The 2,033-nt window shown below is 64.7% G+C and carries 3 protein-coding genes; 2 read left to right on the forward strand and 1 reads right to left on the reverse strand.

Annotated elements, in window-relative coordinates; translation table 11 throughout:
* Nucleotides 1-189: hypothetical protein (locus A4R44_RS49405; protein WP_232791857.1), on the forward strand; the 189-nt coding region annotated here is incomplete at its 5' end.
* Nucleotides 190-1,185: 996 nt separating this feature from the next.
* Here the strand turns inward: A4R44_RS49405 and A4R44_RS51000 are convergent.
* Complete coding sequence (locus A4R44_RS51000; protein ID WP_095213740.1) at nucleotides 1,186-1,770, reverse strand: IS5 family transposase; 585 nt, start codon at nucleotides 1,768-1,770, stop codon at nucleotides 1,186-1,188.
* 98 nt (nucleotides 1,771-1,868) lie between these two features.
* Here A4R44_RS51000 and A4R44_RS51005 point away from each other — a divergent pair, with 98 nt between their 5' ends.
* Complete coding sequence (locus A4R44_RS51005; protein ID WP_232791858.1) at nucleotides 1,869-2,021, forward strand: hypothetical protein; 153 nt, start codon at nucleotides 1,869-1,871, stop codon at nucleotides 2,019-2,021.
* Nucleotides 2,022-2,033 lie beyond the last annotated feature (12 nt).

Consider the following 2,033-nt stretch of genomic DNA (forward strand, 5'->3'; position numbering starts at 1 on the left):
GGCGCGGGGAGCTTCATCGATTCGCTGCTGGACATGGAAACACACGTCATCGACGGGGACCGGGCAATCCTGCGGAACGTGCATTTCCAGGTCGGCACCATGACCCGTACCGACCGGGCACTGATCAGGTTCCTGCATTTCGTGCGAGACTACCCACGCGACCACCCGGCACACGGATTCGACCAGTAGCGCGGGGCCCATGGACAACCCAAGCCTGTTCACAGACCCGGTCGCCCCGGACGCCCCGACCCACAGTTCTCACGAGTAGGCAGGCATCGCCCAGAAACCTCGATGCCCCCCCAACGACCGGTGATCCGGACGACCGGGCACGCAGCCGGTTTCGCCTGATGCGTATTCGACGAACCTCCCGCACTGCCGAGCGAAACTCGGGCCCGCGTGCGATCGGCACTGTCCGCCCGTCACAGTTCGTCCGCCGGTTCGGCGCACAGCCCGGCGTCGATCAACGGGGTGCGACCTGCGCGCCGGACTCTCCGCTGCTGAGACGCCGCTGGCGACCGATCGAGTCATGGATCGGTGTCCGTCCGCGTAGACGCGATCGCGGTGTCGTGGCGTGCACGCTTCGCCGCGCGCGTTGCGCGGGATACACACGGCCTGCCGAAAAATCATGTTTGTTCCCGAAGTCGCCCACGACGGCCACGATCGGCAGCGCTTCCCACCTGTGAGGTACCGGATCATCGCGCGGCAAGGAGCTGCTCGCACGCACGAGACAGCTCGTGCATTGATCAACACGAGCTTCGGCTCTCGCGAAAAACGCTGGCTCTTGGGGAAGAAGTGGTCATGCACGTGAACAAATCAACGATAGCACTGAGCAATCGCCGCTGTCTTCGCGGTGGTCGTGGACGTGAGCAGCGCCAAGGCCGGTGCCGCTGATGTTCCGAAGGTGCGTCTGGCGTTCGACAACCCGGAGATCTCGTTCCAGGACACCGACCACTGGACCATCCCGATCCACCACCCCGGGACCGCAGCCCCGAGCGACGTCCGTACCTGCCGTGGCACGTACCTGACCCCCTCGATCGCGGCAGTGGGAACGGCCACCGCAGTCCACTACGGAGTGAAATTCTTCTGCACCGAACCCGTGGAATACGACGTCCTCGCCGGGATCTACTACAAGGTGCACGAGGGCCAGGAGGAGAACGCCGGGTCGACCGAGGGGCGCGGAGTCAGTCAGCAGCCTTTCGTCGAAGGGCATTCGTTCCTGTGCTCCACCAACGACAACGGCGGCTGGATCAGATCAGCTTCAATCGGGTGCAGACGTTCAACAGGGACAATGACCAGCAGTTTGGCGCCCATCCGGTCGCCGATGTTCGCCGCGGTGACCACGACCGCGAGCAGGAACCCATCCACATCGACGGCGAAGTGGCGTTTGCGGCCGTTGGTCTTCTTTCCGCTGTCGAAGCGCGCGAACCGGTGCCGGACGGTGTCGGTGCCCTTGATCGACGGTGAATCGATGACCGCCGCACTCGGTTGGGCGTCCCGGCGGGCTCGCACCCGGAGCCGGTGCCGCGGGCGATCCACCAACTGTTGGGGCAGTCCTCGTTGGCTCCATCGCTGGAAGAACGCATACACCGCATCCCATGGCGGAAAGTCCGCAGGCATGGCCTGCCACTCGATCCCGCTACGCACCACATAGAACACCGCATCCAGCACGGTACGCAGGTCATGCACCATGGGCCGACCGGCCGCTTGCCGCAACTCGGCCATCACCCGCTCTGCTTCGGGCCGCAGCAACTCCCACTGCGCGTCGGTCAGAACCGAGGGGTAGCAGACGACACCAGCACTACGGGGTGGCGCAAACTGACGGGACTGTAAGACGTTCGGTGTAACTCCCGATGATGGAAGTGCGCCTGATGACCGACATGCTGTCCGGTGTGGAGAACGCTGAGGGCTCGAAGCCCGAGACGGGTTGGGACGGCCTGGACGACCAGCTCGTCGAGCAGTTGGTGAGCCGTGCCAAGGCGGGTGGGTTGAAGCTGACCGGTGAGGGCGGGGTGCTGCAGTAGTTGACCAAGCGG

Origin of the sequence: Amycolatopsis sp. M39, from assembly GCF_001651785.1 — a bacterium.
In the GTDB taxonomy this organism is placed as follows: domain Bacteria; phylum Actinomycetota; class Actinomycetes; order Mycobacteriales; family Pseudonocardiaceae; genus Amycolatopsis; species Amycolatopsis rubida.

Excerpts from the sequence above, each read along its gene's own strand:
- A4R44_RS51005 (WP_232791858.1), top strand. The coding sequence starts at position 1,869 with ATGACCGACATGCTGTCCGGTGTGGAGAACGCTGAGGGCTCGAAGCCC.